Origin of the sequence: Sphingomonas sp. PP-CE-3G-477 (genome assembly GCF_003050745.1) — a bacterium.
Taxonomy (GTDB): domain Bacteria; phylum Pseudomonadota; class Alphaproteobacteria; order Sphingomonadales; family Sphingomonadaceae; genus Sphingomonas.
This window is the reverse complement of the sequence record NZ_QAOF01000005.1, coordinates 228,955-252,712: the sequence shown is the minus strand read 5'-3', so window position 1 is coordinate 252,712 and position 23,758 is coordinate 228,955. Positions and strand designations below refer to the sequence as shown.

At 65.8% G+C, this 23,758-nt stretch carries 16 protein-coding genes and 1 tRNA gene; 10 read left to right on the top strand and 7 right to left on the bottom strand.

Annotated features, from left to right (window positions below):
- Positions 1-127: 127 nt before the first annotated feature.
- From C8J45_RS12500 to C8J45_RS12490, 3 genes are all read right to left on the bottom strand, one after another.
- Positions 128-1,864: a heparinase II/III family protein gene (locus C8J45_RS12500; RefSeq protein ID WP_107963488.1), complete on the bottom strand. Its 1,737-nt coding sequence runs from the start codon at positions 1,862-1,864 to the stop codon at positions 128-130.
- The gene (rpe, locus tag C8J45_RS12495) at positions 1,861-2,517 is read right to left on the bottom strand and encodes a ribulose-phosphate 3-epimerase (protein ID WP_107963487.1); all 657 of its coding nucleotides are present in this window, start codon (positions 2,515-2,517) and stop codon (positions 1,861-1,863) included. The genes C8J45_RS12500 and rpe overlap by 4 nt, the downstream gene beginning before the upstream one ends.
- 134 nt (positions 2,518-2,651) lie before the next feature.
- Positions 2,652-3,929: an RsmB/NOP family class I SAM-dependent RNA methyltransferase gene (locus tag C8J45_RS12490; protein WP_107963486.1), complete on the bottom strand. Its 1,278-nt coding sequence runs from the start codon at positions 3,927-3,929 to the stop codon at positions 2,652-2,654.
- Between the two features lie 106 nt (positions 3,930-4,035).
- Here C8J45_RS12490 and C8J45_RS12485 point away from each other — a divergent pair, with 106 nt between their 5' ends.
- Positions 4,036-4,194, top strand: coding sequence for a DUF1674 domain-containing protein (locus C8J45_RS12485; protein WP_107963485.1), 159 nt, complete (start codon positions 4,036-4,038; stop codon positions 4,192-4,194).
- 21 nt (positions 4,195-4,215) lie between these two features.
- On the opposite strand, the gene C8J45_RS12480 is transcribed toward C8J45_RS12485, so the two are convergent.
- On the bottom strand, positions 4,216-4,629 hold the full coding sequence (locus C8J45_RS12480) for a thioesterase family protein (RefSeq protein ID WP_056064733.1): 414 nt from the start codon (positions 4,627-4,629) through the stop codon (positions 4,216-4,218).
- Positions 4,630-4,810: 181 nt separating this feature from the next.
- On the opposite strand from C8J45_RS12480, the gene clpB reads away from it, so the two are divergent.
- A complete protein-coding gene (gene clpB, locus C8J45_RS12475) occupies positions 4,811-7,390 on the top strand; it encodes an ATP-dependent chaperone ClpB (RefSeq protein WP_107963484.1) in 2,580 nt (859 codons plus the stop codon).
- Positions 7,391-7,448: 58 nt separating this feature from the next.
- Here clpB and C8J45_RS12470 read toward each other — a convergent pair whose 3' ends face one another.
- Together C8J45_RS12470 and C8J45_RS12465 are read right to left on the bottom strand one after the other, a co-directional pair.
- The gene (locus tag C8J45_RS12470) at positions 7,449-10,457 is read right to left on the bottom strand and encodes a TonB-dependent siderophore receptor (RefSeq protein WP_181321208.1); all 3,009 of its coding nucleotides are present in this window, start codon (positions 10,455-10,457) and stop codon (positions 7,449-7,451) included.
- 825 nt (positions 10,458-11,282) lie between these two features.
- Positions 11,283-11,369, bottom strand: a tRNA-Leu gene (locus tag C8J45_RS12465).
- Positions 11,370-11,481: 112 nt separating this feature from the next.
- On the opposite strand from C8J45_RS12465, the gene C8J45_RS12460 reads away from it, so the two are divergent.
- From C8J45_RS12460 to C8J45_RS12430, 7 genes are all read left to right on the top strand, one after another.
- On the top strand, positions 11,482-12,435 hold the full coding sequence (locus C8J45_RS12460; protein ID WP_107963482.1) for a complex I NDUFA9 subunit family protein: 954 nt from the start codon (positions 11,482-11,484) through the stop codon (positions 12,433-12,435).
- 68 nt (positions 12,436-12,503) lie between these two features.
- Entirely contained in the window at positions 12,504-13,310 is an 807-nt protein-coding gene (locus C8J45_RS12455; RefSeq protein WP_107963481.1) for an undecaprenyl-diphosphate phosphatase, read from the top strand.
- 151 nt (positions 13,311-13,461) lie between these two features.
- Positions 13,462-14,904, top strand: a complete 1,443-nt coding sequence (locus C8J45_RS12450; protein ID WP_107963480.1) for an NAD(P)-dependent oxidoreductase — start codon at positions 13,462-13,464, stop codon at positions 14,902-14,904.
- Positions 14,901-15,482 carry a DUF2059 domain-containing protein gene (locus C8J45_RS12445; protein WP_181321207.1) on the top strand — a complete coding sequence of 194 codons (582 nt, stop codon included), beginning with the start codon at positions 14,901-14,903 and terminating at the stop codon, positions 15,480-15,482. The genes C8J45_RS12450 and C8J45_RS12445 overlap by 4 nt, the downstream gene beginning before the upstream one ends.
- Positions 15,483-15,484: 2 nt before the next feature.
- Positions 15,485-19,999, top strand: coding sequence for a glutamate synthase large subunit (gltB, locus tag C8J45_RS12440; RefSeq protein ID WP_107963545.1), 4,515 nt, complete (start codon positions 15,485-15,487; stop codon positions 19,997-19,999).
- A gap of 241 nt (positions 20,000-20,240) precedes the next feature.
- Positions 20,241-20,915, top strand: a complete 675-nt coding sequence (locus C8J45_RS12435) for a glutathione S-transferase family protein (RefSeq protein ID WP_056054264.1) — start codon at positions 20,241-20,243, stop codon at positions 20,913-20,915.
- The gene (locus C8J45_RS12430; RefSeq protein ID WP_107963478.1) at positions 20,902-21,249 is read left to right on the top strand and encodes a tRNA-binding protein; all 348 of its coding nucleotides are present in this window, start codon (positions 20,902-20,904) and stop codon (positions 21,247-21,249) included. Before C8J45_RS12435 ends, C8J45_RS12430 begins: the two co-directional genes overlap by 14 nt.
- 143 nt (positions 21,250-21,392) lie before the next feature.
- Here C8J45_RS12430 and C8J45_RS12425 read toward each other — a convergent pair whose 3' ends face one another.
- Positions 21,393-22,067 (bottom strand): OmpA family protein, encoded by a 675-nt coding sequence (locus C8J45_RS12425; protein WP_107963477.1) that lies wholly within the window; start codon positions 22,065-22,067, stop codon positions 21,393-21,395.
- Between the two features lie 195 nt (positions 22,068-22,262).
- Between C8J45_RS12425 and C8J45_RS12420 the strand changes: the two genes are divergently transcribed.
- The gene (locus tag C8J45_RS12420; RefSeq protein WP_107963476.1) at positions 22,263-23,564 is read left to right on the top strand and encodes a hemolysin family protein; all 1,302 of its coding nucleotides are present in this window, start codon (positions 22,263-22,265) and stop codon (positions 23,562-23,564) included.
- Positions 23,565-23,758 lie beyond the last annotated feature (194 nt).

The window sequence follows — 23,758 nt, the reverse complement described above, 5'->3', positions numbered from 1 at the left end:
TCCCCGGCGAAGGCCGGGGTCCAAGTGGAAAGGTGGCAATAACGGAGTGCTGTCCCCGGTTAGCGACGTTTCCCAATTGGGCCCCGGCCTTCGCCGGGGTGGCGCGTTAATCTCGATGGTGTGGCTGTCAGGCCTTCTTCAGCGCCCAGCTTACGCTGGCACCGCCGGCCGCGGCTTCACCGGTGATCATCAGCTGCTGCGTCGCGACGGGGCGACCGTCGGCGTCGATCCAGACGCTGTCCTCGACCACCAGCGCGCCGCCGCGGCAGCGGAATTGCCAGAGCGGGCCGCCGGGCAGGCGGAGGATCGCGCCGAGGCCGTCGGCTGTCGGGGAGACTTGCACGCCCTCGCCCAAATGGAAGCGGATCGCGAACAGTGACAACCCGGCGCGGCGCTTGCGGCCTTGCGGCAACAGCGCGTCCTCGCCGCGGAGTTCGCGGCCGTCGCCGGTGAGCATCAGCTGGCGGCGGTGGAGGAAGCCCCAGCGGCGGACATAGCCGTCGTGGCTCGCCTCGATCCGGCTGGCGGCGTCCGATTCCTGGCGGCTGAGCTCGACTTCGCCGACGCCGCGGCCGAGCGTGCCGTCGGCGAGGATCGCGGTCGAGTTGCTGTCGGCGATCGTCAGCGTCGAATGGGCCGCGGTCGAGCGCAAACCCTCGACCATCGCGGGCGGGAGTTGCGCGATGCCCGCACGGGCGCCGCCGCAATTGACGACGATCCGCGCGGGGCCATCGGAGAATTCGAACGCGAGCGTCGACGCGCAACCGCCTTCGACGAGACGCGCGATCGGCGGCGGGGCGGCGTCGACGATCAGCACGGCGGTGCCAGCGGCGAGGCGTTGATAGCCCCAGTCGCGGGCCTGGCGGAGCGGACGCGTGCGGACGCCGCTGGCTTCGATGACCGCAGCGACCTGCGTTTCGCTGGCCGGACCGCCGCCCTGCCAGCTCGACAGGCCGCGATCGGCGTGCGCGACGCCGAGCAACGCCGCGACCATCCGGCTGAGCGTGACCGCGACCGTCTCGGGGAGTTCGGCGCTGCGGGCGGCGTAGCTTTCCTGGAGCAGGGTGATCAGTTGGATCGAGTCGAGCAGCATCGCCGGGCTGCGCGAGACCGAGCCGCCATCGTCGAACAGCCCGGTGCCGAGCGCGCGAAGCAGGCCGGCTTCACCGAACGCCTGCCTTGGTTCTCCGCCGGGGATGAGGAGGCCAGCGGCGACGACTCCGCACCACGCGGCGATGCGTGGCGCACCGGCCGGTGCCTTGTCCGCGGTGCGGTCGAGATGAAGCGCGCCCTTCGCCAGTGCGTTCAGCACCTTCGAACGGTAGATCTGGTCCGACGACGACAGGATCAGCGGCGCATGCGCGGTCCAGGCAAGAATGCGGCGACCCCACAGGTCAGGCCGCCACGCGATCCCGCCCTGCGTGTCGGCATAGGCGGTCAACCAGAGGCCCATCAGGTACTCGGCGATCGGCGCGCCCCGCGCGCGGGTCGCGACGGTCGAGAGGTCGCGTAGCCACGCGAAACTGTGGAGATATTCTGCGAAGGGTTTGGGGAGCGGCTTCGAAAGATCGAGCGCCTCGATGTCGCGCGCCTCGCCGCGGAACGAGAGGACGCCTTCGAGCAGCATATGCCCGCGGGGGATGTCGCCGAGGATCGGATCTTCGGGGACCGCAATCAGCTTCAGCGGGTAGCGGCCCTTGAGGCGGAGCGTGTGGAGCGGGGTGCGCCAGGTCAGGCGGTGGAATCGCTCGGCGAGGCGATCGGCGAGCGACAGCCCCTTGTCGCCGCCGAGACGGATCAGGCGGCGGCCTTCGTCGATCCCGTCGGGGGCGGGATCGGTTACAGGATCACGCGGCTCGTTCATCCCCGCAACGCGGCGATGTTGGCGGCGTAGTGGTCGGGGCCACCGCGGAAGACCGAGGTGCCGGCGACCAGCGCGTCGGCGCCGGCGTCGATGCAGCGCTTGGCCCATTCCGCGTCGACGCCGCCATCGACTTCGAGATCGATCGCGCGGCCGCTCTTTTCGATCATCGTGCGGATCGCCGAGATCTTCTTGAGCTGGCTGGGGATGAAGCTCTGGCCGCCGAAGCCGGGGTTGACGCTCATCACGAGGACGAGGTCGACCATGTCCATGAGGTAGTCGAGCATTTTGGCCGGCGTGCCGGGGCAGATGACGACGCCAGCGCGCTTGCCGAGGCCCTTGATGTGCTGGAGTGAGCGGTGGATGTGCGGGCCGGCTTCGTAATGCACGGTGATGCAGTCGGCGCCGGCCTCCGCGAACGCATCGAGATAGGCGTCGACGGGGGAGATCATCAGGTGGACGTCGAACGGCTTGGTGGTGACGCCGCGGACCGATTTCATGACCGCGGGGCCGAACGAGATGTTGGGGACGAAATGCCCGTCCATCACGTCGATGTGGATCCAGTCGGCGCCGGCCGCGTCAATGGCGCGAACTTCCTCGCCGAGTTTCGAGAAGTCGGCGGAGAGGATCGAGGGGGCGATGCGGACGGGTTGCATGATTTTGTCCTAGCGCGGGACCGGTACGCTGTACCAGCCCCTCATGTTTTCCTGCGCAGGCAGGAATCCAGGGTTACGAACGGCCCGCTGAGTCATCCTGGGCCCCCGCCTTCGCGGGGGAACGGCCTTCTTGGTTAGCTGCGCTTCAGTCTCGCGATGAAGAAACCATCGCAGCCGCCTTGGTCGGCCAGCATGCCGGGGAGCGTGCGGAGCGTGCCCGCCTCCGTCGGCGTAATACCGGCGGGGAGTTCCGACTGGTCGATCGGGGCGATCGTGTAGTCGCTGCGGGCGGCGAGGAACGCGTCGAGTTGCGCTTCGCCTTCCGACGGTTCGAGCGAGCAGGTGGCGTACACGAGCGTGCCACCCGGCTTCACCCAGTCCGCCGCGCGCGCGAAGATGCGCGCCTGGAGCGCCGCGGTCTCGGCGATGATCGAGGGGCGGACGCGGTGGAGGACGTCGGGGTGGCGGCGGAAGATGCCGGTGGCGCTGCACGGCGCGTCGATCAGGATCGCGTCGGCGGGCTCGCTCGGCGCCCATTCGAGGATGTCGGCGTTGACGACCTCGGCCTTCAGGTGCGTGCGATACAGGTTTTCGCGCAGGCGCTTGATGCGGCTCTGCGAATTGTCGACCGAGGTGACGGTCCAGCCGGCGCTCGCGAGTTGCAGCGTCTTGCCGCCGGGGGCTGCGCAGAGATCGAGGACGTGGCCCTCCCCTTTCCCGAGCAACCGCGCGGGCAGCGAGGCGGCGATGTCCTGTACCCACCACGCGCCGTCGCCGAAGCCTGCCATGTCGGGGACGGAATCGTGGTCGCCGAGACGCAGGTGGCCGGGCATGAAACTCTCGCCCCCGAGTTTCTCGCGCCAGCCTTCGGTCTCGGACGGGTCGGCGATCGTCAGGTCGAGCGGCGGCACCTGGGCGATCGCGCGGCCGGCGGCGTCGACCATCTCCTCGCCCCACGCGGCTTCCCAACGCAGTTCGACGGGGGCCGGCAGCGCCGGCACTTCGGGGAGCAGCATGTTGGCGCGGAACAGCGTGCCGAACACGCCGTGGACGAGCTTGCGCGGGCCGCCATCGACCAGCGGCAACACGGTCGAGATCGCGGCGTGCGAGGGCGTGCCGAGGATCAGAACCTGGACGAGCGCGATCCGCAGCGCCATCCGCGCCTTGGCATCGTCGGGCAGGTTGGTCTTGGTGACAGAATCGATCATCGCGTCGAGATCGGGGAGGCGACGAAGCGTCTCGGCGGCGATCGCGTGGGCTAGGCCGCGATCGGGGCCGTGGATGGCACGCGTTGCGGCAGGCAGCGCGGACTCGAGCGACTCGCCGCGACGCAGGACGGCGTCGAGCAGGCGGAGCGCGGCGCGGCGGGTGGGGACGCCGAGCGGCTCGGGGGCGTGGGTATAGTCGGGCATATGAAGGTCCTTCGCGTTCGGTTTGTCGCGCGGCCGTTATGGCAAAGCGGCGCAACAGGGCCCATGTGGCGGTTACGACGCCAACACGCAAATCCGGAGAGCCGCGATGGGCCAGCGCCCCGATCACGTTAAGCCACCCGAATATCTCGCGAAGAACACGCCGGTGCCGAAACCCGAGGCGATCGTGCCGGACAAGGACCCCGAACCGCGCGATCCTACGCGCTATGGCGATTGGGAACTGAAGGGCATGGCGATCGATTTCTGAGGGTCGATCGCCCGAGAGACGTCAGTCTTTAGGGTCGGTTTTCGGGAAGAAATGCTCGACGACGCTGTTCGCCAGCCGCGACGGGCGGAGCGTCTCGGCATCGAGGCAGCACCAGCTCGACTTCACCTCGGCGAGCACGTCTTCGCCGCGCTTGATGATCGTCTCGTAGAACGCGCGCGCGCCCTGGACCTTCTCGAGCAACACCGTCGCGATGACGTCGTCGTCAAGAAACGCCGGTTTCCGATACGTAATCTCGTGTTTCAGCGCGACCCAGAGGTGCCCGGCCACCGCCTCGGCAGGCGCAAGGCGCTGCCAATGGTCGATCACCGCGGCCTGTACCCACTTCAGATAGTTCGCGTTGTTGACGTGACCCATGAAGTCGATGTCGGCCGGCTCGATGCCGATGGCGTAGGTATGGGGGAGCGCTGTGGACACGCCATCCATATAGCATGCGAACCTGAACATAGCGATGACGGCGGCGCTTCGATACCGACAATAAACGCTATTCCGGATGCCTCGCGCGGGCCCTAGCATCCGAACTGCGCCCGCCTCTTGTGTTGCCCAAATACAACACCATCTTTCGGCCAACACCGAACCAATCCCACAGGAATTCGTCATGAACATCGACAAATTCACCGACCGCGCGAAGGGCTTCCTGCAATCCGCGCAGACCGTCGCGATCCGCATGAACCATCAGCGGATCGCCCCCGAGCATCTGTTGAAGGCGCTGCTGGAAGACGAGCAGGGCATGGCCGCCGGGCTGATCAAGGCGGCGGGCGGCGACGCCAAGCGTGCGACCTCCGAGACCGATCTCGCGCTCGCGAAGATTCCGGTCGTGTCGGGCTCGGGCGCACAGACCACGCCGGGGATCGACAACGACGCGGTGCGCGTGCTCGACCAGGCCGAGCAGATCGCGACCAAGGCGGGCGACAGCTTCGTCACCGTCGAGCGGCTGCTGGTCGCGCTCGCGCTGTCGCTCAACACTGCGGCGGGCAAGGCGTTGAAGGCCGGCGGCGTGACGCCCGAGGGGCTGAACACCGCGATCAACGGCCTGCGTCGGGGCCGCACGGCCGACACCGCGGGCGCCGAGGATCGTTATGATGCGCTCAAGAAGTTCGCGCGCGACCTCACCCAGGCGGCGCGCGACGGCAAGCTCGACCCCGTCATCGGCCGCGACGAGGAGATCCGGCGCACCATCCAGATCCTCGCGCGTCGGACCAAAAACAACCCCGCGCTGATCGGCGAACCCGGCGTCGGCAAGACCGCGATCGCCGAAGGGCTAGCCCTTCGCATCGCCAATGGCGACGTGCCCGATACGCTGAAGGACCGCCGGCTGATGTCGCTCGACCTCGGCTCGCTGATCGCGGGCGCGAAATATCGCGGCGAGTTCGAGGAGCGGCTGAAAGGCGTACTCGACGAGGTGAAGGCCGCCGAGGGCGACATCATCCTGTTCATCGACGAGATGCACCAGCTGATCGGCGCGGGCAAATCCGAGGGTGCGATGGACGCGGGCAACCTGCTGAAACCGGCGCTGGCGCGTGGCGAGCTGCACTGCGTCGGCGCGACCACGCTCGATGAGTACCGCAAATATGTCGAGAAGGACCCGGCATTGCAGCGGCGGTTCCAGCCGGTGATGGTCGGCGAACCGACCGTCGAGGACACCATCTCGATCCTGCGCGGGTTGAAGGAGAAGTACGAGCTGCATCACGGCGTACGGATCACCGACGGCGCGATCGTCGCCGCCTCGACGCTGTCGAACCGCTACATCACCGACCGCTTCCTCCCCGACAAGGCGATCGACCTGATGGACGAGGCCGCGTCGCGAATCCGCATGGAGGTCGAATCGAAGCCCGAGGCGATCGAGAACCTCGACCGGCGGATCATCCAGCTCAAGATCGAACGCGAGGCGTTGAAGCGCGAGACCGACGACGCCTCGGTCGACCGGCTCGACACGCTGGAGGGCGAACTCGTCAATCTGGAGGAGCAATCCGCCGAACTGACGACGCGCTGGAAGGGCGAGAAGGACAAGATCAACGCCGAGGCGCGGGTCAAGGAACAGCTCGATGCCGCGCGGCTGGAGCTGGAGCAGGCGCAGCGGTCTGGCGATCTCGCGAAGGCGGGCGAGCTTTCCTACGGTACGATCCCGGGATTGCAGCGCCAGCTCGACGAGGCGGCGGGCGCGACCAAGGGCGCGATGCTGCGCGAGGAAGTGACCGCGGACGATATCGCCGGCGTGGTCAGCCGCTGGACCGGCATTCCGGTCGAACGGATGCTCCAGGGCGAGCGCGACAAATTGCTCGCGATGGAAGCGACGATTGGCAAGCGCGTGATCGGCCAGGCGCATGCGGTGAAAGCCGTCTCGACTGCAGTCCGCCGCGCGCGGGCGGGGTTGCAGGATCCCAACCGGCCGCTCGGCTCATTCCTGTTTCTCGGACCGACCGGCGTCGGCAAGACCGAGCTGACCAAGGCGCTGGCCGAATTCCTGTTCGACGATCCGTCGGCGATGGTCCGCATCGACATGAGCGAGTTCATGGAGAAGCACGCGGTCGCGCGGCTGATCGGTGCGCCTCCGGGCTATGTCGGATACGAGGAAGGCGGCTTGCTGACCGAGGCGGTGCGCAGGCGTCCGTATCAGGTGATCCTTTTCGACGAGGTCGAGAAGGCGCACGGCGACGTGTTCAACGTGTTGTTGCAGGTGCTCGACGACGGGCGACTGACCGATGGCCAGGGGCGCACGGTGGATTTCAGCAACACGCTGATCATCCTGACGAGCAACCTCGGCAGCCAGTATCTGGCGAACATGGCGGAGGGCGACGACGTGTCGTCGGTCGAGCCGCAGGTGATGGAGATCGTCCGATCGCACTTCCGGCCGGAGTTCCTCAATCGGCTCGACGAGGTGATCCTGTTCCACCGCCTCGGCCAATCGCACATGGCGCCGATCGTCGACATCCAGGTGTCGCGCGTCGACAAGCTGCTGGCGGATCGCAAGATCGTGCTGGATCTGACGGACGCCGCGAGGGCGTGGCTCGGCCGAGTCGGCTACGACCCGGTGTACGGCGCACGGCCGCTGAAGCGTGCGGTCCAGCGCTATCTGCAGGACCCGCTCGCCGACATGATCCTGCGCGGCGAGGTGAAGGACGGCGCGACCGTCAAGGTCGACGAGGGCGACGGCAAGCTGGTGCTTCAGGTCGCCTGAACGTAAAAAGGGCGACTTCCGCGAGGAAGCCGCCCTTTTTACGATTTAGCGATATGCGTTAGAACGTGAAGTTCGCACCGGCGCGGAAGGTACGGCCGATGACGCCGGCATAATGCCAGGTCGGCAGATAGTTCGTGCCGGAATACGAAGCCGGTGCGATTGGCGCCTTCTCGTTGGTGAAGTTGCCGACATTGAAGTTGAACGAGAACTTGTCGTTCACGGCAACGGCGACGTTCAGATCGGCGTAGATGAAGCGCTTGACGTTACAGAACTTCGTACCGGTACCGTAGAGGTTGCCGTCGAGGTCGGGATCATCCGAGCAGGTCAGCGGCGTACCCTCGTCGGCGGCCACTGCCTTGATCTTCGACACATAATAGGTCGTCGCGCTGATCGACAGTGCCCCGAATTCCAGCGTGTTCTGCCAGTTGCCGCGCCACTTCGGCGTACCCGCGCCCGACGACAGCTCGTACGGTCCGAGCGTACCGGCGAACTTCTGGATCACGCCGTCGCCATTGTCCTGGTTGTACTTCAGGACGCGAGTCACGTCGGCCCGGCTGACGAAGCGGATGTCGTCGGTCAGCGGAATGTTGGCGTTCAGGCCGAAATCGAGCCCCTCGGTCTTGACGCTCGCCGCGTTCACATAGGGCGCATTGATGATCAGCACGCGGGGGATCGCAGTCGGAAACAACGGATCGATCGCGTCGACCGCCGACACCGTGTAACCGGCCGGCAGCGGCTGCCCGGCGTAATAGGCAGCACGAGCGGCGCCGGCGTTCGGGCCGGTCACGATCACGTCGCTCTTCTTGATGTTGTAGTAATCGACCGTGAAGCTCAGCCACGGCAGCGGCTGGACGACCGTACCCGCGGTGAAGCTGCGCGACTTCTCAGGCTTTAGATCGGGGTTGCCGCTGAAGCCCGAGCCGAGGCTGTAGGACTGCGCATACGGGTTCGTGTTCGGCGTGAGACCCGAGTTCGCAGGAGGGTTGATCAAACCGCCATGCGCAAGCTGGAAGCTGGTCGGCGGCGTGTAGGTGACGAAACCGGCAAAGCTGCTGAGCGGGTTGTTCTCGGCGAACGTCGGTGCACGGAAGCCCTGCGAATAGGTACCGCGGATCGCGAGTTCCTTGATCGGCGTGAACTTCGCGCCGACCTTTGGCGAGAAGCGTCCGAACCCTTCCGAATAGTGATCGTAACGGCCCGACGCGTTAATCTCGAGCTGCGTCAGCACCGGTGCGCTGATTTCGAAATACGCCGCCGAAACGGTGTGCTTGCCAAAAGCTGCCGAGGTGTTGGCGTAACGATCGAGGTTGGCGTTCAGGCTGTTATTCTCTTCGACCTCGTGACGCACCTGCCCACCGACGGCGAGTTGGAGCGGACCACCCGGAAGCTGGAACAATGCCTTGCTGATCGACCCGTCGAGCGACACCATCGAGGTGTGCGACCCTACCGTGTAGGTCGGCGAGACCAGCGCGCGTGTTGCGGCGCTGTTCTGGCTTGGATCCATGAAGTTGTACGCGCCGGTGTTGATCGCCTGCTTCAGGCCGGCGATGTTGATCACACCGAACGACGTGATGTTGAGGTTGTCCTTCGCGCCGACCGCGTCGACCTGCCAGTTCCAACCGTCGCCGAAATCGCCATGCAGGCCGGCGGCACCGCGGATGACTTCGTTGGTGCGGCTCGTCCCGACGGGGATGTCGCCGAACAGATAATAGATGCGGGCAGCGCTGTCCTCGCCAGCCAGCGCGTACGGGTTGTTCGGATTCCGCGTCCGATCGGCGGCAGTCGCGCAGTTCACGCCCGCAGCGCAGATGTAGACGGGAAGGACGATGCCCGGGTTGCTCGACGCCAGGGCTGGGGCTGCACCGTAAGGCTGCGTCTGACGGATCGCCGCAGGCGGACGAACGATGTCGACCCGGCTGTTGGAATAGCTGCCGGTGACATAGCCTTCGATGTTGTCGCTAAGACGGACGCTCAAGCGACCGCTAAAGTTGTAGCGTTCCTGCATCGGCTGGATCTGGCCGTATTCGTACGTGTTGTCGTGACGGCATCCAGTGCCTCGTGAGGCGCCGCTCGTGACCGTATAAGTCCCGTTTGCGCAGTTCGTGTTCAGCGTCGTGTAGTTGCTGTAGGGAACCGTCAGCCCGGCTGCGTTGACGTAAGTTCCGCTCGGGGTCGCCGCCGTGCTACCTGCAAAGGGGTTGTTCGTATCCGTCTGCCCGGCCCGGACCACGACGGCATTGGCGGTTGCCGTCGTCAGCGAACTATCGGCGGCGTTGCCGTCGATCCCGCCGATCGAGCTCAAGTCGAGCGTGTTGTACGGAAACCCACGATCCTTCACGGCAATCGCGGAATCACGCTGATATTCGCCGTTGACGTAGAAGTTCCAACCGGTCGAGGCGTAGTCGCCAAAGCCGGCGGTCAGGTTGGCACGGTAGCGGCTGCCGTCGCCATGCTCGCTCACGCCGCCTTCGGCCGTGCCGGCGACGCCGACGAACTGCTTCTTCATGATGACGTTGACGACGCCACCGATCGCGTCGGCGCCATAGGTTGCCGATGCGCCATCCTTCAGCACTTCGATCCGCTCGACCGCGCTGAACGGGATCGAATTGAGATCGACATAGGCGTTGTGGCCATCGTCGTTGAGCGGGAAGTTGGTCGAACGCAGGCCGTCGATCAACACCAGCGTCGACGACACGCCCAGACCGCGCAGCGACACCGCCGCACCACCGGCCGAGAAGCCGTTCTGGAACCCGGTCGAGATCGACCCGGCGCCATCGGCCGAGATCGACCGCACCGCGTCGTTGATGTTGGTGATGCCTGCCCGCGTGAGGTTCTCGGTCGTCAGCACGGTGACGGGCGACGGCGTCTCGGTATCGGTACGACGAAACCGCGAACCGGTGACGACGATGTCCTGAGCTGGCGCATCGGCCGAGGCCTTGTCAGCGGTTTGTGCCGGAAGCGGCGCAGTCGTGGCAGCCGTTGCGTCAGGAGTTGTCGTCGCGTCCTGGGCGAACCCCGAAGCCGTCGACATGATGAACGCCAGCGGCGTTGCAGCAGCGAGAAGCATTGCCCTGGACTTAAAGCAAGATGTTGTGATCACGAACAATTCCCCAACTCGACCCGACACGGTCGTTTTGACGATCCGCATCGGTCATGGCCTACCCCTACCTGCCGAAACGTACGGTGATGCAAGGCGATGACAGAGGCATGCGAGCCTCCCGATTTCGAGTAAAGACGCCGTGACTTGAAATTGTAACTTTCGGAAACCTAGTGCCGAAAAGGACACACAATATGACATATCTGTTAGATTTGGTCGATTGTACGATTGTTATGCGTGGTCGCACTCACCTGCCCGCCCCCATCGGCAATCACGCTATGTCCGTCTGAATAGGGTCTATTCGATGCGGTCCGGTGGACCCGCGCCGCCGTATGGACGGAAGCCGGCTGGTGCGGCGCTCACCGACCTCAACGCGCTCGCCAGAATTACCAAACGCCGCTCAGACCTCGTCGTCGCCCTCAACGAGACACTGCGCGGGGACGGCTTCATTAAAGCTATACGCTGCCATCCAACCGCGACGGCATCGTAGTGCCGCTGGTCCAGAGGAAAATCGGGCAGAACGCGACCTCGCCGGCTCGAAGGTAAACCCCGCACGCTGAACCCTGTCGGACTGGATCTGACGAGAAAGCGATCGATCGTTTCAGCGATATGCCGCGTAAAAAGATGCGGGGCGACAGCAGCGCTCTCCGGTCCGCCTACCTCGAAATGTTGATCGATACGGCAGGTGCGTCGAAGCGGGAGATCATGCCCTCCGGTCCGGTCTCATGCCTTGAAAACGGTGTCGCTGCAGGACGTTCCGTCGAAGACGGCACACTGCCCGCCTTCGATCAGTAGTGGTGCCCGGAAGAGGACTCGAACCTCCACGACCTTGCGATCGCCAGCACCTGAAGCTGGTGCGTCTACCAATTCCGCCATCCGGGCACTGGGTAGGAGGGCGCCTCTAGTGGAGGGTCCCGATGCTTGTCAACACGCCTCTTGCTGGGGCAAGGGGTTATTCGTGATTGGCAGGCAAAACAAAGTGGACGGACGCGCGATGAACGACAAACTGGTGACGCTGATCGGGGGTGGCGGTTTCGTCGGCCGCTATGTCGCACAGGCGCTGCTGGCGACGGGCGCCCGCGTCCGCATCGCACAGCGCGATCCGCGGCAGGCGTTCTTCCTAAAACCGCTCGGCGGGCTCGGCCAGACGCAGTTCGTCGGTGCCGACGTCACCAAGCCCGAGACGATCGCGCATGCGGTGCACGGCTCGGACGTGGTGGTGAACCTGGTCGGCGTGCTCGCGGGCGATTTCCAGCGCGTCCAGGCACTCGGCGCGCAGACGGTGGCGCAGGCTGCGGCGGCGGCCGGCGTCGGTGCGCTCGTGCACGTCTCGGCGATCGGCGCCGATCCTGCCTCCGCCTCGGCATACGGCAAGTCCAAGGGACAGGGCGAGGCAGCGGTGCTCGGGGCGTTCCCGACCGCGACCATCCTGCGACCGTCGATCGTGTTCGGCCAGGAAGACCAGTTCGTGAACCGCTTTGCCGGGATGATCGCCAAGGCGCCGGTCGTGCCGGTCCTGCGCGCGGGCGCGAAGTTCCAGCCGGTGTTCGTCGGCAACGTGGCCGACGCAGTGGTGGCAGCGGCGTCCGATCCCGAGACGTTCGGCGGCCAGACGCTGGAACTCGGCGGGCCGGATATCATCACGATGGGCAATCTCATCCGCTGGATCGCCAAGACGATCGGCCGCAATCCCTCGATCATCGAGCTGCCGGACTTTGCCGGCGCGCTGATCGCGAAGGGCGGCTTCCTGCCGGGCGCGCCGATCACCAAGGACCAGTGGACGATGCTGCAGAGCGATAATATCGTCACCGGCACCGATGGCCTTGCCGCGTTCGGGATCGAGGCGACGCCGCTGTCGACGGTCGCACCGGGCTGGCTGGTGCGCTTTCGCAAGGCCGGACGGTTCGGCCGGCGCGCCGAAACGCGGGCGGAAGTTCACGCAGGCTGATGCTGCACGTGCTAAGCCTGCCCTGACACCCGCGCCTTTTTTGAAACCCGCGACGCCGGAGCGCCTGCTTGACCGAACTTCTCACCGTCATCCTCCTCGGCATCGTCGAAGGGATCACCGAATTCCTTCCCGTCTCGTCGACTGGGCATCTGATTCTCGCGACACGGCTGCTCGGCTATGACGCGGGGCGCTGGGAAGTTTTCAACGTCGTGATCCAGCTCGGCGCGATTCTCGCGATCGTCGTGCTGTACTGGCGGACGTTCTGGGCGGTCGGCATGGGGCTGTTGAAGCGCGAGCCGAAATCCTGGCTGTTTCTGCGCAACCTCGTCGTCGCGTTCATCCCGGCGGCGGTGATCGGCCTTGCGCTGCACAAGTATATCGAGGCGCTGCTCGGGAATGCTGAGGTGGTCGCGATCGCGCTGATCGTCGGCGGCTTCGCGATCCTCGCGGTCGAGCGGTTCGCGCCGCGCAGCGACATCAGCGGCGTGGCGGACATTCCCCTGAAGACGGTAATCGGTATCGGTTTCCTTCAGTGCCTGGCGATGGTCCCCGGCGTCAGCCGCTCCGGTGCGACGATTCTCGGTGCGCTGGCGTTGGGCGTCGAGCGGCGCACGGCGGCCGAGTTCAGCTTCTTTCTCGCGATCCCGACGATGCTGGGGGCAAGCGCGCTCGAACTGCTAAAGAACCGCGATGCAATCGCTAGCGGCGGTGTCGGGCTTGGCGCGATCGCGATCGGCGCTGCGGTGTCGTTCATCGTCGCGCTGCTGGTGGTGAAGTGGTTCGTCGGGATCGTCACCAAACACGGGTTCGTGCCTTTTGCCTGGTACCGGGTAGCTGCCGGCTCGGCCGCGCTGGTCTGGTTGCTCAGCAAGTAGGTCCGCTTCGGTATCAATAAGCCTTGTTGAGAATTGTTCTTAGCTAATTTGGTTGATTTGATCGATTAATACGTCAGTCATGCTGACATTCTGGTCGATTTCACGGTGACAAGCTGCCGATGCCGCAATAACGCGGCTGTCGGAGGCATGTATGGCGAACGATTCGATGCTAAAGTTTGTCGGGCGGGAGCAATCCTATCCGGCAAAGCGCACCGCGGATGAGCGGCAGGAGGATTTCCGTGAGATCGCGCAGCGATACGCGGTCCAGCCCGCCGAGGAGCAGGCCGGACGCTGTTCGCAGTGCGGCGTACCCTATTGCTCGGTCCATTGCCCACTGCACAACCATATCCCCGATTGGCTCCGGCTGACCGCGGAAGGTCGGCTGCGCGAGGCGTATGAGCTCAGCAACGCGACCTCGACGATGCCCGAGATCTGCGGCCGGATCTGCCCGCAGGACCGGCTCTGCGAAGGTAATTGCGTCATCGAATTCACCGGGCACGGCGCGGTCACGATCGGATCGGTCGAGAAGTTCATCACCGACACCGCCTGGGAGAATGGCTGGGTCGAACCGCTGGTCCCCGGCAAGTCGCGCGGCCAGTCGGTCGGCGTGATCGGTGCGGGGCCGGCAGGTCTCACCGCGGCAGAATATCTGCGCGGACACGGCTATGACGTCCACGTCTACGACCGCTACGATCGCGCGGGCGGCTTGCTCACCTACGGCATCCCCGGCTTCAAGCTCGAAAAGCCGATCGTCATGCGCCGTGTGGAGCGCCTCAAGGCCGCCGGCATCGTCTTCCACGAAGGCTTCGCGGTTGGCGACGATGCGAGCCTCGACGATCTCCGCCAGCGCCACGACGCGATCCTGATCGCGACCGGTGTCTACCAGGCGCGTGCGATGGACCTCCCCGGTGGCGGATCGAACGGCGTTGTCGCAGCACTCGACTTCCTCGTCGCCTCGAACCGCAAAGGCTTCGGCGACGCCGTCCCAGCATTCGACGACGGCAGCCTCAACGCGGATGGCAAGGACGTGGTCGTGATCGGTGGCGGCGACACCGCGATGGACTGCGTCCGCACCGCGATCCGCCAGGGCGCCAAGTCGGTGAAATGCCTCTACCGTCGCGACCGCGCCAACATGCCCGGCTCGCAGCGTGAAGTCGCCAATGCCGAGGAGGAGGGCGTCGAGTTCGTCTGGCTGTCGGGCCCGCAAAGCTTCGATGGCGGCGATACCGTGTCGAGCGTCAAGGTCCGGAAAATGCGTCTCGGCGCGCCCGATGCAAGCGGCCGCCGCGCGCCCGAACCCGATCCAGCGGGCGACTATTCGGTCGACGCCGATCTCGTCATCAAGGCGCTCGGCTTCGATGCGGAGGACCTGCCGACGCTGTTCGCCACACCTGAACTGGGCGTAAGCCGTTGGGGCACTGTGCTCGTCGACGGCAAGACGCTGATGACCTCGCTCGACGGCGTGTTCGCGGCAGGCGACATCGTCCGCGGCGCAAGCCTCGTCGTCTGGGCGATCCGCGACGGCCGCGACGTCGCCGCGACGATGCACAAATGGCTGAAAACCAAGGCGGCCAGCGCGAAGGTTGCGGCATGAGGCTCGGGTTTCTCAGCGCCGTGTTACTGGCGGGCGCAATGTTGCCTTCGGCGGCGCATGCGCAGGCATCGCCAGTCGCCGTCACCGCCCCCGATCCGGCCCGCCTCACGGCGGCGCGCGAGCTGATTAACGTGCTGATGCCGCCCGAATCGCGTGAACGGATGATCGAGAGCATGATCGCGCCGATGCTCGGCAATCTGCAGCAGGGCATGGCGCAGAGCCCGATGTTCAGCAGTGCGATGGCGGACCACCCGGAGATGCAGACGCGGTTTGCCACCTTTCTGGAACGGCAGCAGGCGCGCACGATGACGCTGATGCGCGACGGATTGCCGAGCATGGTCGAGGCGATGGCGCGCGCCTATGCGCGACGCTTCGATGTCGCTCAATGCCGTGACATCAAGGCGTTCTTTGCGACGCCGAGCGGTCGCGCGTACATGCAGCAATCGCTGACGATCATGGCCGACCCAGACGTCGCCGCTTGGCAGCGGTCGATGATGCAATCCTCGATGGCGCACATGCAGGCCGATGTCGCCGAATTCGCCAAGCAGGCGGCGACGCCCGAAGAGAAGAAGAAGTGACGATGACCGATTTCATCACCGATCAACGCGCCCGTCTCGCCGAGCACGGTATGTACCGCCCCGAATTCGAGGGCGATGCGTGTGGCGTAGGCCTCGTCGCCGCTACCGACGGGCGCGCGTCACGGCGTGTCGTGCAGTCGGCGGTCGATGCGCTGAAGGCCGTCTGGCACCGCGGCGCCGTCGATGCGGACGGCAAGACCGGCGACGGCGCAGGTCTGCACATCGACCTGCCGCTGCGCTTCTTCGACGACGCGGTCGCCGCGTCGGGGCACAAGGTACGCCCGAACCGTCTCGCGGTCGGCATGATCTTCCTCCCCCGCACAGATCTCGGCGCGCAGGAGGATTGCCGGACGATCGTCGAGAGCGCGATCATCGAAGCGGGCTACACCATCTATGGCTGGCGCCAGGTGCCGGTCGACGTGTCGGTGATCGGCCAGAAGGCGCAGGCGACGCGTCCCGAGATCGAGCAGATCATGATCGCCGGGCCCTTGCCCGAGGAGCAGGACGCCGCCGAGTTCGAGAAGACGCTCTATCTGGTCCGCCGCCGGATCGAGAAGCGCGTGATCGCGGCGCAGATCCAGGGTTTCTACATCTGTTCGCTGTCGTGCCGCTCGATCATCTACAAGGGGCTGTTCCTCGCCGAATCGCTCTCCGTCTTCTACCCCGACCTGTGCGACCAGCGCTTTGAGAGCCGCGTCGCGATCTTCCATCAGCGCTATTCGACCAACACCTTCCCGCAATGGTGGCTGGCGCAGCCGTTCCGCTGCCTTGCGCATAACGGCGAGATCAACACGATCCGCGGCAACAAGAACTGGATGCTCAGCCACGAGATCCGCATGGCGAGCCTCGCGTTCGGCGACAATTCGGAGGACATCAAGCCGGTGATCCCGGCGGGCGCGTCCGACACCGCCGCGCTGGATGCCGTGTTCGAGGCGATCTGCCGCTCGGGCCGCGATGCGCCAACCGCCAAGCTGATGCTCGTTCCCGAAGCCGCCAGCCCGGACATGCCGCCCGAGCACACCGCGATGTATCAGTATCTCGCGTCGGTGATGGAGCCGTGGGACGGCCCCGCCGCGCTGGCGATGACCGATGGCCGCTGGGCGGTCGCCGGCATGGATCGCAACGCGCTGCGTCCGCTCCGCTATACGCTGACGTCGGACGGCCTGCTGATCGTCGGGTCGGAGAGCGGCATGGTCGTCGTTCCCGAATCGACGATCATCGCCAAGGGCCGCCTTGGGCCGGGCGAGATGATCGCGGTCGACCTCGACGAGGGGCGTCTGCTCCAGGATCGCGAAGTGAAGGATCGCATCTCCGGCGAGGCGGATTACGCTGCGATGATCGGCGAATTCCACACGCTCGCCGACCTGCCCTCGGTCGAGGACGCCGTGGTGCGCTACGACCGCGCCGAACTAGCCCGTCGCCAGGTCGCGGCGGGCCAGACGATGGAGGACATGGAGTTGATCCTGTCGCCGATGGTCGAGTCCGCGAAGGAAGCGATCGGATCGATGGGCGACGACACGCCGCTGGCGGTCATCTCCGACAAGCCGCGGCTGATCAGCCAATTTTTCCGCCAGAACTTCTCGCAGGTCACCAACCCGCCGATCGATCCGCTGCGCGAGCGTCACGTGATGTCGCTCAAGACGCGGTTCGGCAATCTCGCCAACATCCTCGACGTCCGCGACCAGCGCGAGCGCGTGCTGGTGCTCGACTCGCCGGTACTGACGGGCGAGCACTGGTCGCGGTTGAAGGCGCATTTCGGTAACGCGGTCGCCGAGATCGATTGCACGTTCGATGTCGGCGGCGGCCCGGAGAAGCTCCGCGCGGCGATCCAGCGGATCCGCAACGAGGCCGAACAAGCCGTCCGCCAGGGCAAGAGCGAGATCTTCCTCACCGACGAGGCGATCAACGAGGACCGCGTCGGCATCGCCGGCGTGCTCGCGGTCGCCGCGGTCCACACGCACCTCGTCCGCCGTGGCCTGCGCTCCTATGCGTCGATCAACGTCCGATCGGCCGAGTGCCTCGACACGCATTATTACGCCGTGCTGATCGGCGTCGGCGCGACCACCGTGAACGCGTACCTCGCCGAGGCCGCGATCGTCGATCGCCAGTCGCGCGGGTTGTTCGGTGATCTCGACCTCGCCGAATGCCTCCGTCGCCACCGCGTCGCGGTCGAGGAGGGGCTGCTCAAGATCATGTCGAAGATGGGCATCGCGGTCATCTCGTCCTACCGCGGCGGCTATAATTTCGAGGCGGTCGGCCTGTCGCGCAGCCTCGTCAACGACCTGTTCCCCGGCATGCCCGCGAAGATCAGCGGCGAGGGCTATGCGTCGCTCCACGTCAACGCGACCGATCGTCACGAAGCAGCGTTCGATCCGGCGGTGGCGACGCTGCCGATCGGTGGCTTCTATCGCCAGCGCCACACCGGCGAGACGCACGCTTATTCCGCGCAACTGATGCATCTGCTCCAGACCGCGGTCGCGACCGACAGCTACACCAGCTACCTGCAATTCTCACGTGGCGTGTCCGACCTGCCGCCGGTGTATCTGCGCGATCTGCTCCAGTTCAACTTCCCCGCGGAGGGCGTTCCGGTCGATCAGGTCGAGGCGATCACCGAGATCCGCAAGCGCTTCGTCACCCCCGGCATGTCGCTCGGCGCGCTGTCGCCGGAAGCGCATGAGACGCTCGCGATCGCGATGAACCGGATCGGCGCGAAGGCCGTCTCGGGCGAGGGCGGCGAGGACAAGTCGCGCTTCGTGCCGTACGCGAACGGCGACAACGCCAACTCGTCGATCAAGCAGGTCGCGTCGGGGCGCTTTGGCGTCACGGCGGAATATCTGAACGCGTGCGAGGAGATCGAGGTCAAGGTCGCGCAGGGCGCCAAGCCCGGCGAAGGCGGTCAGCTACCCGGCTTCAAGGTCACCGAGTTCATCGCCAAGCTGCGCCATGCGACGCCCGGCGTGACGCTGATCTCGCCGCCACCGCACCACGACATCTACTCGATCGAGGATCTCGCCCAGCTCATCTACGACCTGAAGCAGATCAATCCGCGCGCTCGCGTCTGCGTGAAACTGGTCAGCTCAGCGGGCATCGGCACGGTCGCGGCGGGTGTTGCGAAGGCGCATGCCGACGTGATTCTGATCGCTGGCCATGTCGGCGGTACTGGGGCCAGTCCGCAAACGTCGATCAAGTACGCCGGCACGCCGTGGGAGATGGGGCTGTCGGAGGTCAACCAAGTGCTGACGCTCAACGGCCTGCGCGGTCGTGTGCGGCTGCGCACCGATGGCGGGCTCAAGACCGGTCGCGACATCGTCATCGCCGCGATCCTGGGCGCAGAAGAGTTCGGGATCGGCACGCTGTCGCTGGTCGCGATGGGCTGCATCATGGTGCGGCAATGCCATTCGAACACGTGCCCGGTCGGCATCTGCACGCAGAACGACGCGCTGCGCCAGAAGTTCGTCGGCACGCCCGAGAAGGTGATCAACCTGATGACCTTCATCGCGGAGGAAGTCCGCGACATCCTTGCGCGGCTCGGCGTGAAGAGCCTCGACGATGTGATCGGCCGCACCGAGCTGCTGCGGCAGGTCAGCCGCGGCGCGGAGCATCTCGACGATCTCGATCTCAACCCGATCCTGGCGAAGGTCGATGCCGATGATTCGCAGCGGCGGTTCTCGCTTTCGACCTTCCGCAACGAGGTCCCCGACAGCCTCGACGCGCAGATCATCAAGGACGCGTCCGCAGTGTTCTCGCGCGGCGAGAAGATGCAGCTGACCTATTCGGTGCGCAACACGCACCGCGCGGTCGGCACGCGACTGTCGAGCGAGATCACGCGGAAGTTCGGGATGTCGACGCTGGCCGACAACCACGTGACGATCCGGCTGCGCGGGTCGGCGGGCCAGTCGCTCGGCGCGTTCCTGTGCAAGGGCATCACGCTCGAAGTGTTCGGGGATTCGAACGATTACGTCGGCAAGGGGCTTTCGGGCGGCACGATCATCGTGCGGCCGGCGGTGAGCTCGCCGCTGGCGTCGCAGGAGAACACGATCATCGGCAACACCGTGCTCTACGGCGCGACCTCGGGCCGACTGTTCGCGGCGGGGCAGGCAGGCGAGCGTTTCGCGGTGCGGAACTCGGGTGCGAGCGTGGTCGTCGAGGGCTGCGGCGCGAACGGGTGCGAGTACATGACCAACGGCATCGCAGTCGTGCTCGGCGCGGTCGGCGCGAACTTTGGCGCAGGCATGACCGGCGGCATGGCGTTCGTCTACGACCCCGACGGCGTGTTCGCGAAGCGTGCCAACCCGGAGAACATCACCTGGGACCGCGTGAAGTCGCTCCACTGGGCCGATGTGCTGCTCGACTTGGTGCGCAATCATGCCGACCACACCGACAGCAAATGGTCGAAGGGCCTGCTGGAAGATTGGGACCGCGTGGCTCCCCATTTCTGGCAGATCGTGCCGAAGGAAATGTTGACCCGCTTGTCGCACCCACTGGACGACAGCGCGGAACTGGTGGCGGCCGAATAACCTCAAGCCCTGACACCACCCTGGCGCCCGCCGGGGTGGTGTCAGGGCTTGAGGGTTTCACGCGGAGACGCGGAGACGCGGAGCTAAAGTCCCTCTGCATCTCTCCTAATACGATCCGTGATGAAGGAGCTTCGCTCGCGGCGAGCGCAACACCTCCGCGTCTCCGCGCGAACCAAATCTTCTTGCTCGGCGCCAACCCGCGCTAGTGACACAGCCGCCCCCCACCGCCTAAACGGATGGCATGTGGCAGCTTTATCAATTCCCCCTGTGTCCCTTCTCGCGAAAGGTGCGCCTGCTGCTGGGCGAGAAGGGGGTCGGCTACGAACTGGTGCGCGAGTCGCCCTGGGATCGCCGCGACGAGTTCATGGACATGAACCCCGCCGGCCAGACCCCGGTGATGGTCGACGCGTCGCGCGGCGTCGCGCCGCTGATCGATTCGATGGCGATCTGCGAGTTCTTCGAGGAGACCGTCGAGAAGGCGGCGATGATCAACGGCACCGCGACCAACCGCGCCGAAATCCGCCGGCTGGTCACGTGGTTCGACACGCATTTCTACCGCGACGTCACCGGACCGCTGCTCCACGAACGCATGGTCAAGCGCCTCGCCCACCGCACCGCGCCCGACGCCAAGGGCCTGCGCGAGGCGATGAAGGCCGCGGTCGGCCATCTCGACTATATGGATTACCTGCTCGACCACCGGAACTGGCTCGGCGGCGCGACGATGAGCCTCGCGGATCTGGCGGCGGCTGCACAGATATCGGTGACCGATTATCTCGGCGGGATCGACTGGAAGGGCCACGACCAGACCGCGCGCTGGTATCGCGGCTTCAAGAGCCGCCCGAGCTTCCGCCCGCTGCTGTCCGAACGGATGGAGCTGATCTCACCCCCGGCGCACTACGACAATGTCGATTTCTGAGATGATCGCGTATCCGGACTTCGAGAAGGTCGACATCCGCGTTGGTACGATCGTCGAGGCCGAACCCTTCCCCGAAGCACGGAAACCCGCGTTCAAGCTCCGGATCGATTTCGGCGGAGAGATCGGCGTGAAGCGCTCGTCCGCGCAGATCACCGAGCATTATACGCCTGAGACGTTGGTCGGGCGTCAGGTCGCTGCGGTCGTCAACTTCCCGCCGCGTCAGATCGGCCCGATGATGTCGGAAGTCCTGACGCTCGGCTTCCCCGATGCGGACGGCAAGGTCATGCTGATCTCGCCGACCGGACCGGTCCCGAACGGCGGCCGGCTGTTCTAAACAATAATCCTCCCCCGCCAGGGGGAGGTGGCTGGCGCTTGCCAGTCGGAGGGGGAGGAACGCGAAACGGCTGTTCCGGGGCCCTCCCCCTCCGTCACCTTCGGCGACACCTCCCCCTGGCGGGGGAGGATCAACCGAGGCCCTTACTGGCGCAGGTCGTTCTGCGTGATCGGCACGATCTTCACCTCGACGCGACGGTTCGCAGCGCGGCCAGCATCGGTGTCGTTCGACGCGATCGGCTGCGTCTTGCCATAGCCGCGCGTACCGATGCGTGCCGCCTGCACGCCGTGACCCGACAGGTAATCCGCGACCGAACGCGCGCGACGCTCCGACAGCGTCTGGTTGTACGCGTCGCTGCCGGTCGAATCGGTGTGCCCGTACACGTCGACATAGGTCTGGTTGTACTGCGACAGCGTGTCGGCAACCTGGTCGAGCGTCCGCTGGAACTGCGGCTGCACGTTGGCGCTGTCATACGCGAAGGTGATGCCCGACGGGATGTTGAGCACCAGGTCGTCGCCCTGGCGGATCACCTGCACATCGGTGCCCGCGGTGCGTGCGCGCAGGTCTCGCTCCTGCTTGTCCATATATGCGCCGATGCCCGCACCCGCGAGACCGCCGATGCCCGCGCCGAGCAGCTTCTCGGTCCGGTCATGCCGGCCACCGACCACGTCGCCGAGCAGATAGCCGCCCAGCGCGCCGCCGATGCCGCCCAGCGCGGTCTTGGAAATCGTCTGGCGACCGGTCTCCGGATCGGTGGTGCAGCCGCTGGTGGCGATCAGTGCCGCGAGTGCAGCGCCTACGAACATCTTGGTTTTCATAGATAATCTCCCTGAGACATGACGAATGACGGCTTCGTGCCCGATACGCCCGATAACCCGGTGTCGCGACGATTGTTCCGCCTGCGCACTGAACCGAGCCTGACCATCTTCGCCTTCCGATGTCGAGTATGCACCACCGCACGTGCATGGACGGTTGTGCGACGGACCGTTGTCCTGCAAAGAGCGCGTGAGCCAATGGCACCGCTTCCCCCCTTCCCCTGGATCGACGTCGCGATCATCCTCGCGCTCGTCGCTTTGAACGGCGTGTTCGCGATGAGCGAACTCGCGATCGTCTCGGCGCGGAAAGCGCGGCTCGAGGCGATGGCGCGCCAAGGCAAGAAGGGCGCGCGGGCCGCGCTGGTGCTGGCGGCCGACCCGGGCAAGTTCCTGTCGACCGTCCAGATCGGGATCACGCTGATCGGCATCCTCGCGGGTGCCTATTCGGGCTCGAGCCTGGGCATGCCGACCGCCGCCCGGTTGCAGGCGTGGGGCCTGTCCGCTTCGACCGCCGAGACTGCTGGGTTCGCGATCGTCATCGGCCTCACCACATACGCATCGCTGATCATCGGCGAGCTCGTGCCGAAACAGTTCGCGTTGCGCGCGCCCGAGGCGATCGCGTCGTTCATGGCGCCGGTGATGCGCTGGCTCGCGATCGGCACCGCGCCGATCGTCTGGGTGCTCGATTCGACCAGCGCGCTGATCTTCCGCGCGCTCCGCTTAAACCGCGAATCGGAAGAGCACGTCACCGCCGAAGAGCTCCACATGATCGTCGCCGAAGCGTCGAAATCGGGGATCATCGAGGAGCATGAACGCTCGATCATCTCGGGCGTCGTCCGCCTCGCCGACCGCCCGGTGCGCGAAGTGATGACGCCGCGCACCGAGATCGACTGGCTCGACTGCGACTGGGGCCCCGACGAGATCCGCGAGACGCTGCTCGCCTCGCAGCACACCCGCCTGCCGGTCGGCGAAGGCTCGATCGATGCGGTCAAGGGCGTCGTCCAGGCGCGCGACATCGCCGCCGCGCTGTTCCGCGGCGATCCGATCGATCTGCGCGCGCTGATGCGGAAAGCGCCCGTCGTGATCGACCAGATCGACGCGATGGATGCGCTGCTGGCGCTCCGTGAGGCCGAGGTGCCGATGGCGCTGATCCACGACGAATACGGCCATTTCGAAGGGATCGTCACGCCGGCCGACCTGCTCGCGGCGATTGCCGGCGAGTTCAAGTCGGACTCGGATCCGGACGATGCGCCTTCGGTCGTGGTGCGCGACGACGGCTCGCTGCTGGTGGCAGGCACGATGGCGGCGGATTCGCTCGCCGACCGGCTCGGTATCGACCTACCCGAGGACCGTGACTACGCGACCGTCGCCGGCCTCGCGCTGTCGGTGTTCCGTCACCTTCCCGGCGAGGGCGAAAGCTTCGTCGAACAGGGCTGGAAGTTCGAGATCGTCGACCTCGACGGCCGCCGCATCGACAAGTTGTTGGTGAGCGAAGTCTGAGGGCTGGTTATCCTGCGCTGCCAGGATTGAGTCATGGTGGACGGGAAGGCCTCGCCTCTAAATCCCGTCATTCCAGCGGAAGCTGGGATATCCCCGCTTATGCGCGACATATCCCAACCGGGAGACCCCAGCGTGCGCTGGGGTGACGAGTGTTCGGGCGACGATCTCCCAAAACCCGTTCGTCCTGAGTGCCG

What these genes read in the sequence shown, in the direction of transcription:
- C8J45_RS12500 (WP_107963488.1), bottom strand. Translation starts at nt 1,864, where the DNA reads ATGAACGAGCCGCGTGATCCTGTAACCGATCCCGCCCCCGACGGGATC.
- rpe (WP_107963487.1), bottom strand. Translation starts at nt 2,517, where the DNA reads ATGCAACCCGTCCGCATCGCCCCCTCGATCCTCTCCGCCGACTTCTCG.
- C8J45_RS12490 (WP_107963486.1), bottom strand. Translation starts at nt 3,929, where the DNA reads ATGCCCGACTATACCCACGCCCCCGAGCCGCTCGGCGTCCCCACCCGC.
- C8J45_RS12485 (WP_107963485.1), top strand. Translation starts at nt 4,036, where the DNA reads ATGGGCCAGCGCCCCGATCACGTTAAGCCACCCGAATATCTCGCGAAG.
- clpB (WP_107963484.1), top strand. Translation starts at nt 4,811, where the DNA reads ATGAACATCGACAAATTCACCGACCGCGCGAAGGGCTTCCTGCAATCC.
- C8J45_RS12470 (WP_181321208.1), bottom strand. Translation starts at nt 10,457, where the DNA reads ATGCTTCTCGCTGCTGCAACGCCGCTGGCGTTCATCATGTCGACGGCT.
- C8J45_RS12460 (WP_107963482.1), top strand. Translation starts at nt 11,482, where the DNA reads ATGAACGACAAACTGGTGACGCTGATCGGGGGTGGCGGTTTCGTCGGC.
- C8J45_RS12450 (WP_107963480.1), top strand. Translation starts at nt 13,462, where the DNA reads ATGGCGAACGATTCGATGCTAAAGTTTGTCGGGCGGGAGCAATCCTAT.
- C8J45_RS12445 (WP_181321207.1), top strand. Translation starts at nt 14,901, where the DNA reads ATGAGGCTCGGGTTTCTCAGCGCCGTGTTACTGGCGGGCGCAATGTTG.
- gltB (WP_107963545.1), top strand. Translation starts at nt 15,485, where the DNA reads ATGACCGATTTCATCACCGATCAACGCGCCCGTCTCGCCGAGCACGGT.
- C8J45_RS12435 (WP_056054264.1), top strand. Translation starts at nt 20,241, where the DNA reads ATGTGGCAGCTTTATCAATTCCCCCTGTGTCCCTTCTCGCGAAAGGTG.
- C8J45_RS12430 (WP_107963478.1), top strand. Translation starts at nt 20,902, where the DNA reads ATGTCGATTTCTGAGATGATCGCGTATCCGGACTTCGAGAAGGTCGAC.
- C8J45_RS12425 (WP_107963477.1), bottom strand. Translation starts at nt 22,067, where the DNA reads ATGAAAACCAAGATGTTCGTAGGCGCTGCACTCGCGGCACTGATCGCC.
- C8J45_RS12420 (WP_107963476.1), top strand. Translation starts at nt 22,263, where the DNA reads ATGGCACCGCTTCCCCCCTTCCCCTGGATCGACGTCGCGATCATCCTC.